The sequence below is a fragment of the Streptomyces tibetensis genome (assembly GCF_007655005.1).
Classification (GTDB): Bacteria; Actinomycetota; Actinomycetes; order Streptomycetales; family Streptomycetaceae; genus Streptomyces; species Streptomyces tibetensis.
The window spans coordinates 13,141-26,615 of record NZ_SZVW01000013.1; the positions used below are offsets into that span (position 1 = coordinate 13,141).

Sequence of the window (13,475 nt, forward strand, 5' to 3'; positions counted from 1 at the left end):
GGCTGTTTCCCCTGAACGGCGCCGACCGCGGCACGTGCGGTGGACCGCCCCGATTTACTTGAGTTACGCAACGAGATGATAACCTGGCGCTCATGCCCACACCACCGCTCCCCGGCGTCCCCTCCCCGGAAGTGATCGACATCGAGCGCGCGCTCACCCGTATCACCTACCTGAGCACCCGCGCCCGTCGGCACGACCGGCTGATGGCCCTGGCGGGCGTGCCACTGGACCGCGCCGCCGTGGCGCTGCTGCGGCAGATCGCCGACTCCGAGCCGCTGCGGCCGGGGGAGCTCGCCGCGCGGCTGGGCGTGGAGGCCTCGCACGTCACGCGCACGGTGCAGCAGTTGCAGAAGTCCGGGTACGTCACCCGCGTCCCCGACCCGGACGACCGCCGCGCCCAGCGCATCGAGCTCACCGACGCCGGCGGCGAGGCCATCGCCAAGGTCCGCGAGGCCGGTGTCCGCGGTATGCAGATGGCGCTGTCGGAGTGGTCGCCCGACGAGCTGCGGCAGCTCGCCACACTGTTCCACCGCATGGTCGACGACTTCCTCGCCTACGCCGACGAGGAGGGCGAACCCCAGTCCACTCCGGCCGGGACGACCTGATCCCCGGTCACCGTGCGGCCGCATCGCGCGGATCCGCCCCCACGGCATCAGCCGCCGCCGGTGGCGCCGGTTCGCGCAGGCCGCACAGCAGCAGCCGGCCCAGCGCGGGCAGCGCGACGAGGGGCAGCAGGGCCGACCGGAGGGACGTCGCGTCGGCCAGCGCCCCGAGCGCGGGGGCCGCGAGGCCGCCGACGCTCACGGTCAGTCCCAGCGTGACCCCGCTCGCGGTACCCACGCGGCGGGGCAGAAAGTCCTGCCCCAAGGTGATGTGCAGCGAGAACGGCACATAGAGGCCCACCGACGTCAGTGCCACGAACAGGTACACCGGCGGCCCGGGCACCAGCACCAGCCCGGCCACGGCCAGGACCGTCACGGCGTACGACCGGCGCACCACCGGCATCCGCCCGTACCGCCCGGCCAGCCGGCCCCCCGCCAGGGTGCCGACCGCGCCGCCGGCGTAGAGCACGAACAGCGCCGCGGTACCTGCCGCCTCGCCGCCGCCGGTGCGCTCGCGCACGTACAGCGCCACGAACGTGCTCAGGCCGACGAACACCACCGAGCGGCAGACCACGGCCCCGGACAACCGCAGGAAGGACCCCCAGTCGTCCGCACCGGCGGCGGCGCACGCTCCGGACCCTCCGGGGACGGACCCCGCCGAGCGCACGGCCGCCGCACACAGCGCCGCCCCCGCCAGTGCCGGGAGGATCAGCACAGGAGACGCGCGCAGCCCACCCGTGGCCACCACGGCGAAGACCAGCAGGGGCGCCAGGGCGAAGCCGGCGTTGCCACCGAAGGAGAACCAGCCCATGCCCGTGTGCCGGCCCTGCGCCAGGGCCCGCGCCACCCGGGCGGCCTCCGGATGGTAGGCGGCCACCCCCACCCCCGATACGGCCACCACCGCCAGAGTCGGCGCATAGGACCCGGTCACCCCGCTCAGGGCGACGCCCACCCCGGCCGTCAGTGCGCTCAGCGGCAGCAGCCAGGGCATCGCCCACCGGTCGGTGAGCACCCCGAACAACGGCTGCACCAGTGACGACAGCAGGGACGCCGCCAGGACGACACCGGAAGCGGCGGCATAGGAGTAGGCACGCTCGGCGACGAAGTACGGCACCAGGGCGGCCACGGCCCCCTGGTACACATCCACGCAGGCGTGCCCCAGGGACATCAGGCCGATCGGTCGGCCGTATCTCGAAGAGGTCACCCGGCGATCGTCGTCCGCGCAGCGCCTGGCCCGCTTCCGATAATCTGCCGGACCGTGCCGAACATCCGCCACGCCCCGACCGCTCCCACCCGCGCCCAGCGGCTCACCGCGGGCGACCGCATCGACGCGCACCGGCACGACGACCACCAGATCGTCTACGCGGGCTCCGGCGTCGTCGCCGTCACCACCGACGCCGGCACCTGGTTCGCCCCCGGCACCCGCGCCATCTGGGTCCCGGCCGGCACCGTGCACGCCCACCGCGCCCACGGCCGCCTCGACCTGCACCTGATCGGCCTGCCCGCGGGTGACAACCCCCTCGGCCTGGACCACCCGGCCGTCCTCGCCGTCAGCCCGTTGCTGCGCGAGCTGATCCTCGCCTACACCCGCGATCCGGGCGACCACGGCCCGGAGCGCCGCCGGCTGCGCGCCGTCCTGCGCGACCAGCTCCGCATATCGCCCCAGCAGCCCCTGCGTCTGCCCACCCCCGCCGATCCGCGGCTGGCCGCCGTCTGCGCGCTCGTGCACGCCGACCCGGCCGACGCGCGCACCCTCGCCGAGCTCGGCGAGGCGACCGGGGCGGGGGAGCGGACCCTCAGCCGGCTCTTCCGCCGCGAGTTCGGCATGACCTTCCCGCAGTGGCGCACCCAGTCGCGGCTCTACCACGCCCTGCGGATGCTGGCCGACGGCCTGCCCGTCACGACCGTGGCCCACCGCTGCGGCTGGTCCTCCGCGAGTGCCTTCATCGACGTCTTCCGCCGCTCGTTCGGCTACACGCCGGGCCGCCATCACCAGCGCTCCCGGGACCCGGTGAACTGACCTGTTCTACCGGACGGTAATAATGCGCGGCAGGCCTTCAGAGGAGGAACCGTGCCCCGGTCCGAACGCTCACCCCTGCTGCTCGCCGGCCTGCTGGCCACCGCGGGCGTCGCCCACTTCGCCAATCCCCGCCCGTTCGACGCGACCATCCCGCGCGGCCTGCCCGGCACGCCCAGGGCCTGGACCTACGCGAGCGGCGCCGTCGAGCTCGCGCTGGCCGCCGGCCTGGCGCTGCCGCGCACCCGCAGGACCGCCGCGCTGGCCACGGCGGCCTTCTTCGTCGGGGTGTTCCCCTCCAACGTCAAGATGGCCGCCGACTTCCGCCACCGACCCGCCCCGCAGAAGGCCGCCGCCTTCGGACGCCTGCCCCTGCAGGTGCCCCTCGTGCTCTGGGCGCGCGGCGTGGCCCGGAACGCGGAGGGCAGGTCGTGAGCGCGCGTGTGGAGACCGGGGACACGGTCGAGGACTTCGCCCTGCCCGACGAGACCGGCACCGTCCGCAGCCTGTCCGCGCTGCTCGCCGAGGGCCCGGTCGTGCTCTTCTTCTACCCGGCCGCCCTGACCCCCGGCTGCACGGCCCAGGCCTGCCACTTCCGCGACCTGGCCGCCGAGTTCGCCGCCGTGGGAGCACGCCCCGTCGGCATCAGCGGCGACGCCGTCGAACGGCAGCAGGAGTTCGCCGGGCGGCACGGCCTCGGCATGCCGCTGCTGTCCGACGCCGACGGAGCGGTCCGCGAGCGGTTCGGTGTGAAGCGCGGCTTCTCGCTGGCGCCCACCAAGCGCACCACGTTCGTCATAGCGCAGGACCGCACCGTCCTCGACGTCGTCCGCAGCGAACTGCGCATGAACGCACACGCCGACCGGGCCCTCACCGCGCTGCGCGCCCACCGCGCCTGACACTGTCCCGAATGCCCCGTCGCGGTTGATAGAGGGCGGCAAAGGGATAATCCTGGACGCTATGGAGGACGCCTCCGCTGCTGCGATCATCGACGCCCGCGGCATGGTGACGGGGTGGAGCGAGGGTGCCCGGCGGCTGACCGGCTACCCGGCCGAGGAGGCCGTGGGCCGGTCCGTACGGGACCTGCTCGCCGAGGACGTGCCGGCCGGGGCGGTGTCCGCGCGGTCGGGCACCGTCATGGTGCGGCACCGCGAGGGCTACCTGGTCGGCCTCCGTGTCAGAGGTTGCGCCGTGGCGGGCCCGGGCGGGGAAGCGGGCGGTTATGTGATCACCGCCGCGTCGCCCGGCCGCGGGGAGACGTCCCTGGCGGGCCGTGCTTTCCAGCAGGCGTCCATGTCGATGTCCGTCTTCGACACCAGCCAGCGCTACCTGCGACTCAACGACGCCGCCTGTCAGGTGATGGGCGTGTCGGAGGAGACCCTGCTCGGCCGGCCATTCCCGGACACCGTGGAGGAGGCGGAGCACAGCCGCGGCTTCAACTGGCATCTGCGGCACGTCGTCGAGACCGGCCGGCCGCTGCGCTACGAGAGCTACACCGGTGCACCGGCCCTCAACCGGGAGCACGCCTGGGTCACCGAGATGTGGCCGGTCCGGGACGCCGCCGGCGCGCTCGTGGGCACCGCCCTGGCCGCTTTCGACAGCACCGAGCAGTATTGGGCGAGGCAGCGGCTGGCCCTGCTGAACGAGGCCGCCGCCGGCATCGGCACCACCCTGGACGTGATCCGCACCGCCGAGGAGCTGATCTCGGTCGTGGTGCCCCGGTTCGCCGACTTCGCGAGCGTGGACCTGTTCGACTGGGTCCTCGGCTCCGACGAGGCGCCTGCGGCGCCCGCCCAGGAGGTCACGCTGCGGCGGGTCGCCCACGGCTCCGTCACCGAGGGCACCCCGGAGGCGGCCGTCCACCTCGGTGAAGTGGACGTCTACCCTTCGTTCTCGCCGATCGCCCGGGCCATGCGGGAGGGCCGGGCCATCGTCAGCCAGGCGGGGGAGCCGGCGTTCATGCGCTGGGTCGCCGAGCGCAACTCCCGAGCCCCGCAAGGACGCCCCTACCGCAAGGGCGTCCACTCGATGATGGCCGTACCGCTGCGGGCCCGCGGCACCACGCTCGGTGTCGCCGTCGCCGTGCGCGTGGCACAGCCCGACGACTACGCCGACGACGACGCCGTGTTCGCGGAGGAACTCGCCAGCCGGGCCGCGGTCTGCGTCGACAACGCCCGCCGCTTCGCCCGCGAGCGCACCACCGCCCTCGCACTCCAGCACAGCCTGCTGCCCAGGGGCCTGCCCGGACAGGCAGCCGTCCAGGTCGCCCACCGCTATCTGCCCTCCGGCTCGGCCGCCGGCATCGGCGGCGACTGGTTCGACGTGATCCCGCTGTCCGGCAGCCGCGTCGCGCTCGTCGTCGGGGACGTCGTGGGGCACGGCATCCCCTCGACGGCCACCATGGGCCGGCTGGTCACCGCCGTCCGCACCCTCGCCGACGTCGACCTCGCGCCGGACGAGCTCCTCACCCACCTCGACGACCTGGTCACCCACCTCGCCTCGGACGACCAGGGCGACGACGTCGCCGAACTCGGCGCGACCTGCCTCTACGCCGTCTACGACCCCGTCACACGACGTCTGAGCCTGGCCGCCGCCGGGCACCCCGCGCCCGCACTGGTGCTGCCCGACGGATCCGCCCGGCTGATCCCGATGAGCGCGGGACCCCCGCTGGGCGTGGGAGGGCTGCCGTTCGAGGCGACGGAGCTCCAGCTGCCCGAGGGCTCCGTCGTCGCCCTCTACACCGACGGACTCGTCGAGGACCGCGACCGCGACGTCGACCACGCCACCGACGAACTGTGCCGGGCTCTGACCGTGCCCGCCGACTCGCTGGACGCCCTGTGCGACACCGTCCTGAAGGCCGTACTGCCGGAGGAGCCCAGCGACGACGTGGCCCTGCTGCTGGCCCGGACCCGGGCGCTGGGCGCCGACCAGGTCGCCACCTGGGACGTCACGCCCGACCCCGCGGAGGTGGCCGCCACCCGGCAGGCCGCCACCGACCAGCTCACCGCCTGGGGCCTGGACGAGACGGCCTTCGTCACCGAACTCGTCGTCAGCGAACTGGTCACCAACGCCATCCGGTACGGCGCCCCGCCCATCCAGCTCCGCCTGATCCGGGACCAGACCCTCATCTGCGAGGTGTCCGACGGCAGTTCCACCTCCCCGCACCTGCGGCGGGCCCACCAGGACGACGAGGGCGGCCGCGGCCTGCTGCTGGTCGCCCAGCTCACCCAGCGCTGGGGCAGCCGGCAGACCACCCGGGGCAAGACCATCTGGTGCGAGCAGTCGCTCACACCGCAGTTCTGACCGGCCCGGCAGTCCCTGACCGGCCCGGCAGTCCCTGACCGGCCCGGCAGTCCCTGGCCGGCCAGACAGCCCTGGCCGTCCTGGCAGCTCTGGTCGGCCGGGCGTGAGGAGGTGACCAGGTCGCGAGGAGGCGACCCCGGTCGCGAGGAGACGGCTCCCGCCGCTCACTCCCCGGCTGCGGCTGCGGCTGCGGCCGCGGCCGCGTCCGACGCGACCTGGGCGAGGGTGCGGCCGGACTTGGCCGAGCGTGCGCGACGCGGATCGGGAGTACCGCGCGCACGGGCCACACCCCCGGCCCTCTTCACCAGCAGCCAGGCCTCCTCGCCGTCACCGCCCCGGCCGCCGCGGAACCGGGTCAGGGCGTACCCACCGTGCAGCTTGGAGCCGCTCAGCCGGAACGTGGCATGCCCGCGCTCCAGCGACTCGGGGAAGTCGACGGGCCGGCCCTCGCGGTCGTGGCTCAGCGGTTCGTACGTGCCGTGGTCCCAGACGATCACCGTGCCGCCGCCGTACTCGCCGCGGGGGATCACTCCCTCGAACTCCTGGTACTCCAGCGGATGGTCCTCCGTGGGCACGGCAAGGCGCTTGTCCTTCGGGTCCGGCGAGGGGCCCTTGGGGATCGACCAGGACTTCAGCACGTCGTCCACCTGCAACCGGAAGTCGAAGTGGCAGTCACAGCCCCTTCGACCCGGCTCGGCGCGAGGTGCGCTTGCGGATCCTGGTCGACCGCACCTCCGTGGAGCTGTTCGTGGACGACGGCCGGTACGTGCACTCGTCGGCCGCCTTCCCCTACCTGGTCGACACGGGGCTCGCGCTCTACACGGTCGACGGGAAGGCGGTCTTCCGGAACACCGTGATCCGCGAGTTCAGGGTGTGGGGCGGGCCTTGCCGCCCGCCATGTCTCGGCCTCCTCGAAACCGCGGTCCCGGACGACCGGCCGGGAACCCTGCACCGCGTCGGCCCGGTCGTCCCGACCGGCCGGTCGCGGCATGGTCGCCCTCGACGGAGATCACTGTCACGATCTTCGGGAAGGCCGGACCACGCTACGACCAGCGGAGCGCTCATGACGACGGACAGCCCGATGACGGACGCGGCAGTGCGGGACGCCGGGGTGGAGGTGAGCCCGGTCGCCGGGTACATCGGGGCGGAGATCGGCGGGGTCGATCTGGCGGCGGACCTCGACGACACCGTGGTCGCCGCGATCAGGGCGGCGGTGCTGCGGTGGAAGGTGGTGTTCTTCCGGGGGCAGCGGCTGGACCACAGCGGGCACGTGGCCCTGGCGCGGCGGTTCGGGGAGCCGGTGGTGCTGCCGCGGCGCGGCAAGGCCTCGCCCCCGGACTTCCCCGAGATCGAGACGACCGCCGACCGGCTGGAGCTGGGCGGGCGGTTCGCAATGGAGCACGACGAGTGGCTGCGGCGCCGTCGCCACACCCTGCTGCGCGGCTGGCACTGCGACCACGGCGCTCGTGTCGACCCGCCCGCGGCGACGATCCTGCGCGCCGAGACCGTACCGCCCTACGGCGGCGACACCACCTGGGCGAACCTGGCGGCGGCGTACGCCGGACTCTCCGCGCCGCTGCGGGAGTTCGTCGACGGGCTGCGGGCCGAGCACCGGCTGGGCGTCGGCTACCAGCCACGGCCCGGCGACGACGCGTACGTCCGGCACCTGCTGGACCGGCAGGTCGCCTCGCTGCACCCCCTGGTGCGCGTCCACCCGGAGACGGGCGAGCGGATCCTGTACGTCAACGGCTACTACGTCGAGCAGATCGACGGCCTCTCCCGGCCCGAGAGCGGCGCGATCCTGGAGATGCTGCTGGAGCAGGCGGTCCGGCCCGAGTACACGGTCCGGTTCCGCTGGGAGCCGGGCAGCGTGGCGTTCTGGGACAACCGCGCGACCATGCACCTCGCCCCCGGCGACACCGCCCACCTCGATCATCCCCGGATCATGCACCGCGTGATGCTCGCCGGTGACGTACCCGTCGGGGTGGACGGCAGGCCGTCGGAGCCGATCACCGGGACCACGCCCGGCCGTTGGTGACCCCGGTCCGGGCCGGAGACCGGCTGTGAGTGCGCCCTCGTCAGTGGCCTCGGGCGGGGCGGGCCGCCTGGGGCTCCCATGGGCGTACCGAGGAACGATCACTCCCCCGACGCGGGGTTTTTGCGCTGCTTGGCGATGAAGCGCGCCTTCTTCTGGCGATTCCCGCACGTGTTCATGTCACACCATTTGCGGGTGCGGCTCTGGCTGGTGTCGAAGAAGGCGGCTTTGCAGGTCGGTGATGCGCACAAGGCCAGTTTTCCGTCTCGTTCGCCTGCGATGATGCTGATCGCGTCGGCGGCGATCACGCCGAGAGCGTCTTCCACACGGGAAGCCGAGCTGAGCCGCCATCGCCGCTCGCCCTCGGGTGTCAGGATCGCCGCGGCCCGACCCTGAGCGCTGCAGTCGTTGATGACCTGGACGGCAGGCGCGGGGAGAGGGCCCTGGATAGCGGCCGCTGTGGCGGCGGCGTGAATCGACTCCCTCAACTCACGGGCGAGCTCGAGCTGGGCAGTGGTGCAGGAGTCCACGGCGAGGCCGTTCACCGCCAGCCAGTCGACGAGTCGGTGCGGCGTGGGAATGCGCTCCACGGCGTTGCCATGACGCTCTGACAGCGTCCCCGTGAAGCTGGTCGCCAGCACGCTGCCGAGGCGGAAGTCAGGGAACTCACCACGCATGGAACCACCATAGCCGGTTGCGGCATGACTCTGCGGACTGTTAGAACCGTCTTAGCCGGTTCCGCGATGGCCTGGAGGTCTCATGTCCCGTCCCACGAGCGACGTGCAAGTATGGGAAGCCCACGCGAGCGACGCCGACCTCGACGATCTGCGCGCGCGACTGGCCGCGGCGCGACTGCCGGAGGCCGAGACGGTCCACCGCGCCGCCCCCGGCCCTCGCCGATGGGAACAGGGCGTTCCGCTCGCCGACCTCGTCGATCTCGTGACGTACTGGCGCACCGAGTACGACTGGCGGTCGTTCGAAAGGCGCCTTGACCGCATCGGCCAGTTCCGCACGACCATCGATGGTCTGGGAATCCATTTCCTGCACCGCCGATCCGCGCGTGCGGACGCCACTCCTCTGATCATGACGCACGGTTGGCCGGGCAGTGTCGCTGAATTCGTCGATGTGGTGGACGAGTTGGCCGATCCGCGAGATGCGGACGCGCCCGCGTTCCACGTCGTGGTCCCGTCGCTGCCCGGCTTCGGTCACAGCGACAAGCCGGCCACCACCGGGTGGGGAACCGAGAAGATCGCGGCCGCATGGGTGGAACTGATGGGAAGGCTCGGCTACGGCACATTCCTGGCCCACGGCGGCGACTGGGGAGGCAATATCACCACGGTTCTCGGAGGCAGGTTCCCGGAGCACGTGCTCGGCATCCACTCCACGTTCGCGGCGGGACCGCCCGGGTTGACCATGGACGGGCTGACCGCGGTCGAGCGCGAGTGGGCCGAGGGAACCCACCATTTCTGGCGTCACCGCGCGGCGTACGCGAAGCAGCAGGCGACCCGGCCGCAGACCATCGGCTACTCGCTCGTCGACTCGCCGGTCGGGCTTCTCGCCTGGATCGTCGACAAGTTCGCCGAGTGGTCGGACACCGAGGACAGCCCGTTCGAGACGATGTCCAGGGACCGTGTCCTCGACGACGTCACCCTGTACTGGCTGACGCGGACCGGCGCATCGGCGGCCCGCATCTACTACGAAAGCCACAACTCACTCGACCCCGAACTGCGGGTCGATGTCCCGTCGGCCATCACGATGTATCCCCGCGACATCGAGAGGTGTCCGCGCCCCTGGGCACAGGAGCGCTACCGGCAGATCGTCCGATGGAGGTCGCCCGAGAAGGGGGGCCATTTCCCGTCGCTGGAGGTGCCCGGGTATTTCGTCAATGACCTGCAGGAGGGTCTCGCGGCTGTGCTGGCCGCTCATCGGTGAACGCGCACCGAATCCGGCACCGGCAGGTCTAGGAGCCCGGGTGCCATCCCAGGGCCGGGCCCAGCTTTGTCGCCATGTCGGTGAGGATCTGCACGTAGTCCTCGTGCTCGAAGGAGAACGGCAGGGCGAACGCCACCTCGTCCACCTCCCGGAACGCGGCGTGCGCGTGCAGCCGTTCGGCGATCTCGGCCGAGGTGCCCACCAGGTCCGGCGCGAACAGCAGCCGTGCCGGACCCTGCGGCGTCGCCGTGCGGGGAGTGCGCTGGGCGGCGTACTCCTCGTAGCGGGCACGCTGGGCGGGCGAGGCGGAGTCCGTGGGGATGACGACCAGGCCCTGCGAGACGCGGGCGGCCTCGCCGTCGGGGTGGGCGGCCCGGAAGGCGCGGATCTGCGCGAGCTGGATCTCCGCGAAGTCGTAGGGGCCCTCGGGCTCTTCGGCCTTCACGACGCTGCTGGAGAGGAGGTTCATGCCGTGCTCGCCGGCCCATCGGGCCGACCGCAGGCTGCCACCGCCGTACCAGAGGCGGCGGCCCAGGCCCAGGGAGTGCGGCTGTACCCGGTCGGAGAAGACCTCGAAGCCCTCGACGCCGCTGAAGTCCGTCGCCGGCTTGCCCCGCACGAAGTCCAGCAGCCGCTCCACCCTGCCGTAGCCGAAGTCCTCGGCGTCGGCCGTGTCCGGGTAGAGCGCGTCCTTGACCTGGTCGAAGTGCATGGGCGGGCCCACGCTCACGCCCGGATTGAGGCGTCCGCCCGACAGCAGGTCGACGGTGGCCAGGTCCTCGGCCAGCCGCAGCGGGTTCTCCCACCCGAGTGGGATCACCGCCGTGCCCAGCTCGATACGGCGCGTGCGCTGGGACGCCGCCGACAGGACCGCGACAGGGGAGGAGATGCCGTGCTGCAGATGCCGGTGACGCACCCACGCGCTGTCGAAGCCGAGTCGCTCGCCCAGCTCGATGATCTCCAGGGTGGACTCGTGGCCCGGGCGCGGGTCCGCCGGGTCGAACAGCCCGATGGTCAGAAAGCCCAGCTTGCGCAGCGGTCGTGAGGTCGGCGGCACGAGCCCTCCATCATTGAACCTTCAATGGTGTACGACGGTTCCAACCCGGCGGCGGCCCCCGCTGTTCCCGTTCCGCCCGGTCAGCGCAGCGGGATCAGCACCTCGTCCTCGACCGGCGGGGCGACTTCCTGGGCGCGGTTTCCGGTCGCCGCGAAGCAGCGCAGCCGGACCGCCTCCGGGGAGACGTCCAGGCGCAGGAAGCACTTGAAGAACGGCGGGTCGTACGTCGCCGAGCTCGGCGAGAACAACGACGTGTAGATCTTCCGCACGGGCAGCCGGAACCGCTTGGCCCGGTCGGGGCGGTGTCCGGTGCCGAGCAGTCCGGCGACCAGGCGGACGCGCCGGGTGAGCCGGGTCGAGGCGCCCGGGGTACGGGTGGGTCTGATGCCGAGCCGCTCGGCGATCACAGCCGTCGCCTCGCCCTCGGTGAGGGTGAAGAAGCGGCGCATCCGCAGCCGGCGGCCGTACAGCCGGCTGTAGAAGGCCAGGGAGTCGCCGCGCAGCGGGTAGCAGCGGAAGTCCTGTTCGGTGACGCCCGCGACGTCGACGCGCGGGATCGTGTGGGTGGCGTGCATGAACGCCCCGCCCCCGCCGGCGACGACGTACTGGAGTGTGCGGCCGTCGGCCAGCCGGACCGGGTAGCGCTGGTAGTTGTGGATGTCGCCGCCGATCGCCGCCACGTAGTGGTGCTCCGGGGCGCGGACGATGTCGTCGACGGTGCCGCCCCCTTCGATGGCGCAGGGCTCGCGCCGGCCGTCCACGTACAGGGGCGAGCCGGTGATCAGGATCTTGGGGCGGGGACCCTGGGAGACCTCGCGCAGCCAGGCGCCCTGCTCGGCATCGAGGGCGCCGAGCAGACCCGTGTCGATGCCGATGATCCGCACCGGACCGGCGTCGATCGCCCAGTACGGCCCCGGCTGGACTGCCTGTTGCCCGGGGGCGGAGCGCAACGTGCGTGCCTCGGCCAGGTGTTGCCCCGCATCCGGGCGCGGCCGGTGCCACAGCAGCGAGCGCAGCCGGGCCCGGGTGAGCGGACGGGGCCGGGGCTCGGGCGGCAGGGGCGGGGCGTCGCCGCAGAAGACGCGCATGAAAGAGCCGAGGTCCTCGTACCAGTCGTGGTTGCCGGGTATCGCGTAGATCGGCGCCCGGTAGTCCCGGTAGGGGCGGAAGAACTTGGTGCCGTAGTCGTCCGCGCTGCCCACCGGGTAGATCACGTCACTGGCCAGCACGGCGAAGCGGGTGTCCTGACCGGTCTTGAGGAACCCGGGCACGACGGCGTACTGGGGGTCGTCGCCCTCGCCGGTGTCACCGATGACCAGGAAGGAGAACCGGTCCGGGTCGTCCCGGCGGATCACCTTGTCGGCCGGTGCTCCGGAAGCCGCCCGCTGTGCCACCCACCGGCTGCGTGTCCGGCCGGTGGGGTCACCGAACCAGGAGGCCAGCACGCCGTTGCGGGCGAGCCACAGCATCTTCGGGCTCAGCCAGGAGATCTTCTCGGACTTCGGCGGCATCAACCGCCGGTACGCGCCCCGATCGCTGGTGCCCCAGCCGGCGCCTTCGGCGGTATCGCGTGAGGAGTCGGACACCGGTGCACCGTAGCAATCGATCTTGGTTCGCCGGCGGGTGGGCCGCTCACCGCTCGCGCCTGGAGGAGGCCGTGGTGCGCCACGACGGGCGACGTGGCGCTGTGGAGCCGGTTGCCGGCGCGTTCTGCCGTGCGGACGTCCGCTCGCCCAGCACCAGCAGCGGGTCGAACATCACCACGGCCCCGGCCAGCAGCAGGAAGACCACCGGCCCCAGCAGCATCGGCAGCAGCAGGGACGTCGGCGACTCGCCCGCCCACGTCCCGCCGGTCGTGTCGTGCACATGGACGCTGACGGCTGCCATACCCGTGTAGTGCATCCCGGACACCGCCACGCCCATCACCAGGCTCGCCCCGAGGCTCATCAGGAAGCCGCGGATGGTGACCGCCGACCACAGCGCCGCGGTCGCGGCCCCGATGGCGATCAGCACGGACAGTACGACGCCGACCGGGTCGTAGCCGACGTCGCCGTTCAGCCGCAGCGCCGCCATGCCGAGGTAATGCATGCCCGCAACGCCCAGTCCGGTGACCGCCCCCGCGACCGCCAGCGTGACAGCGCTTGCGCCGCGGTGGCCGACGATGAACACGCCGACGCCCACCACGGTGACGGCCACGACGAGACTGAGCACCGTCGTGGCCGCGTCGTAACGGACCCGGGTCTCCTCCACATGGAAGCCGATCATGGCGATGAAGTGCATCGTCCAGATGCCGCACCCGATGGAGGCGGCGCCTAACGCGAGCCAGCCCGTCTTCCACGACTGCGCGTTGAGCAGCGAGCGCACGATGCACCGCAGCCCCAGGGCCCCTCCCAGGCAGGCCATCAGATATGCCGCCACCGGGGTCACCGCACCGTAGCGGAACCCGTCGACCGTGCCGTCCAAGAGTCAACTCCCCCCAGAGTCCTGACTGGTGTTCAGCAAGGTCTACGCGCAGGGATCACGGGAGAG

The 13,475-nt window shown here is 72.5% G+C and carries 12 protein-coding genes and 2 pseudogenes; 8 read left to right on the plus strand and 6 right to left on the minus strand.

Features of this window, described 5'->3' with window-relative positions:
- The first annotated feature begins 92 nt into the window (after nt 1-92).
- Nucleotides 93-605: a MarR family winged helix-turn-helix transcriptional regulator gene (locus tag FDO69_RS22170; RefSeq protein WP_104781604.1), complete on the plus strand. Its 513-nt coding sequence runs from the start codon at nt 93-95 to the stop codon at nt 603-605.
- Between the two features lie 7 nt (nt 606-612).
- Here the strand turns inward: FDO69_RS22170 and FDO69_RS22175 are convergent, their stop codons facing one another.
- The gene (locus FDO69_RS22175) at nt 613-1,770 is read right to left on the minus strand and encodes an MFS transporter (RefSeq protein WP_167526666.1); all 1,158 of its coding nucleotides are present in this window, start codon (nt 1,768-1,770) and stop codon (nt 613-615) included.
- A 90-nt stretch (nt 1,771-1,860) separates the two neighbouring features.
- Here FDO69_RS22175 and FDO69_RS22180 point away from each other — a divergent pair, with 90 nt between their 5' ends.
- The 4 genes from FDO69_RS22180 to FDO69_RS22195 all read left to right on the plus strand — a co-directional run bounded on the left by FDO69_RS22180 (nt 1,861) and on the right by FDO69_RS22195 (nt 5,922).
- Nucleotides 1,861-2,622 carry an AraC family transcriptional regulator gene (locus FDO69_RS22180; RefSeq protein ID WP_104781606.1) on the plus strand — a complete coding sequence of 254 codons (762 nt, stop codon included), beginning with the start codon at nt 1,861-1,863 and terminating at the stop codon, nt 2,620-2,622.
- 51 nt (nt 2,623-2,673) lie between these two features.
- A complete protein-coding gene (locus FDO69_RS22185) occupies nt 2,674-3,054 on the plus strand; it encodes a DoxX family protein (RefSeq protein WP_104781607.1) in 381 nt (126 codons plus the stop codon).
- On the plus strand, nt 3,051-3,518 hold the full coding sequence (locus FDO69_RS22190) for a peroxiredoxin (protein ID WP_104781608.1): 468 nt from the start codon (nt 3,051-3,053) through the stop codon (nt 3,516-3,518). Before FDO69_RS22185 ends, FDO69_RS22190 begins: the two co-directional genes overlap by 4 nt.
- 61 nt (nt 3,519-3,579) lie before the next feature.
- The gene (locus FDO69_RS22195; protein WP_104781609.1) at nt 3,580-5,922 is read left to right on the plus strand and encodes an ATP-binding SpoIIE family protein phosphatase; all 2,343 of its coding nucleotides are present in this window, start codon (nt 3,580-3,582) and stop codon (nt 5,920-5,922) included.
- A gap of 164 nt (nt 5,923-6,086) precedes the next feature.
- Here the strand turns inward: FDO69_RS22195 and FDO69_RS22200 are convergent.
- Nucleotides 6,087-6,590, minus strand: a pseudogene (locus tag FDO69_RS22200) (DNA polymerase ligase N-terminal domain-containing protein); the annotation flags it as partial.
- Nucleotides 6,591-6,625: 35 nt separating this feature from the next.
- Between FDO69_RS22200 and FDO69_RS42130 the strand changes: the two are divergent.
- Both FDO69_RS42130 and FDO69_RS22210 read left to right on the plus strand, forming a co-directional pair.
- Nucleotides 6,626-6,718 (plus strand): annotated as a pseudogene (locus FDO69_RS42130) (GH32 C-terminal domain-containing protein); the annotation flags it as partial.
- Nucleotides 6,719-6,985: 267 nt separating this feature from the next.
- Nucleotides 6,986-7,960: a TauD/TfdA dioxygenase family protein gene (locus tag FDO69_RS22210; RefSeq protein WP_104781823.1), complete on the plus strand. Its 975-nt coding sequence runs from the start codon at nt 6,986-6,988 to the stop codon at nt 7,958-7,960.
- Between the two features lie 98 nt (nt 7,961-8,058).
- Here FDO69_RS22210 and FDO69_RS22215 read toward each other — a convergent pair whose 3' ends face one another.
- Nucleotides 8,059-8,634: a CGNR zinc finger domain-containing protein gene (locus tag FDO69_RS22215; RefSeq protein ID WP_104781611.1), complete on the minus strand. Its 576-nt coding sequence runs from the start codon at nt 8,632-8,634 to the stop codon at nt 8,059-8,061.
- Between the two features lie 82 nt (nt 8,635-8,716).
- Here FDO69_RS22215 and FDO69_RS22220 point away from each other — a divergent pair, with 82 nt between their 5' ends.
- Nucleotides 8,717-9,889 carry an epoxide hydrolase family protein gene (locus tag FDO69_RS22220; protein WP_104781612.1) on the plus strand — a complete coding sequence of 391 codons (1,173 nt, stop codon included), beginning with the start codon at nt 8,717-8,719 and terminating at the stop codon, nt 9,887-9,889.
- A gap of 28 nt (nt 9,890-9,917) precedes the next feature.
- Here the strand turns inward: FDO69_RS22220 and FDO69_RS22225 are convergent, their stop codons facing one another.
- The 3 genes from FDO69_RS22225 to FDO69_RS22235 all read right to left on the minus strand — a co-directional run bounded on the left by FDO69_RS22225 (nt 9,918) and on the right by FDO69_RS22235 (nt 13,409).
- On the minus strand, nt 9,918-10,946 hold the full coding sequence (locus tag FDO69_RS22225) for an LLM class flavin-dependent oxidoreductase (RefSeq protein WP_104781613.1): 1,029 nt from the start codon (nt 10,944-10,946) through the stop codon (nt 9,918-9,920).
- A gap of 80 nt (nt 10,947-11,026) precedes the next feature.
- Nucleotides 11,027-12,532 (minus strand): metallophosphoesterase family protein, encoded by a 1,506-nt coding sequence (locus tag FDO69_RS22230; RefSeq protein WP_104781614.1) that lies wholly within the window; start codon nt 12,530-12,532, stop codon nt 11,027-11,029.
- A 46-nt stretch (nt 12,533-12,578) separates the two neighbouring features.
- On the minus strand, nt 12,579-13,409 hold the full coding sequence (locus FDO69_RS22235; protein WP_104781615.1) for an MHYT domain-containing protein: 831 nt from the start codon (nt 13,407-13,409) through the stop codon (nt 12,579-12,581).
- Nucleotides 13,410-13,475: the final 66 nt, after the last annotated feature.

Excerpts from the sequence above, each read along its gene's own strand:
- FDO69_RS22220 (WP_104781612.1), top strand. The coding sequence starts at position 8,717 with ATGTCCCGTCCCACGAGCGACGTGCAAGTATGGGAAGCCCACGCGAGC.
- FDO69_RS22175 (WP_167526666.1), bottom strand. The coding sequence starts at position 1,770 with ATGTCCCTGGGGCACGCCTGCGTGGATGTGTACCAGGGGGCCGTGGCC.
- FDO69_RS22210 (WP_104781823.1), top strand. The coding sequence starts at position 6,986 with ATGACGACGGACAGCCCGATGACGGACGCGGCAGTGCGGGACGCCGGG.
- FDO69_RS22195 (WP_104781609.1), top strand. The coding sequence starts at position 3,580 with ATGGAGGACGCCTCCGCTGCTGCGATCATCGACGCCCGCGGCATGGTG.
- FDO69_RS22170 (WP_104781604.1), top strand. The coding sequence starts at position 93 with ATGCCCACACCACCGCTCCCCGGCGTCCCCTCCCCGGAAGTGATCGAC.
- FDO69_RS22215 (WP_104781611.1), bottom strand. The coding sequence starts at position 8,634 with ATGCGTGGTGAGTTCCCTGACTTCCGCCTCGGCAGCGTGCTGGCGACC.